Origin of the sequence: Burkholderia sp. BCC0397 (genome assembly GCF_902832865.1) — a bacterium.
GTDB lineage: Bacteria > Pseudomonadota > Gammaproteobacteria > Burkholderiales > Burkholderiaceae > Burkholderia.
In genome coordinates, this window is sequence record NZ_CADFDL010000033.1 from 1 (window position 1) to 467 (window position 467).

A 467-nucleotide genomic window follows, 5' to 3' on the forward strand; every position below is an offset into this window, starting at 1 on the left:
ATCGTCGGCCTGCTCGGCCGCTCGGGCTCGGGCAAGTCGACGCTGCTGCGCATCATTGCCGGCCTGATCGAGCCGACCGGCGGCGAAGTGACCTATCTCGGCCAGCCGCTGCGCGGCCCGGCCGAAGGCGTCGCGATGGTGTTCCAGACCTTCGCGCTGTTCCCGTGGCTCACCGTGTTGCAGAACGTGGAAGCCGGGCTGGAGGCACTCGGCGTCGGCGCGCGCGAGCGGCGCGAGCGTGCGCTGGCCGCGATCGACCTGATTGGTCTCGACGGTTTCGAGAACGCGTATCCGCGCGAGCTGTCGGGCGGGATGCGTCAGCGCGTCGGCTTTGCGCGTGCGCTCGTCGTCGATCCGACCATTCTGCTGATGGACGAGCCGTTCTCCGCGCTCGACGTGCTGACCGCCGAGACGCTGCGTACCGACCTGCTCGATCTGTGGACGCAGGGCCGCATGCCGATCAAGTC

The 467-nt window shown here is 69.2% G+C and carries 1 protein-coding gene; it reads left to right on the plus strand.

What is annotated here, in order from left to right:
* Positions 1 to 467 (plus strand): ATP-binding cassette domain-containing protein (locus HWX03_RS36630; RefSeq protein ID WP_175874674.1); only part of this gene is annotated, 467 nt, incomplete at both ends.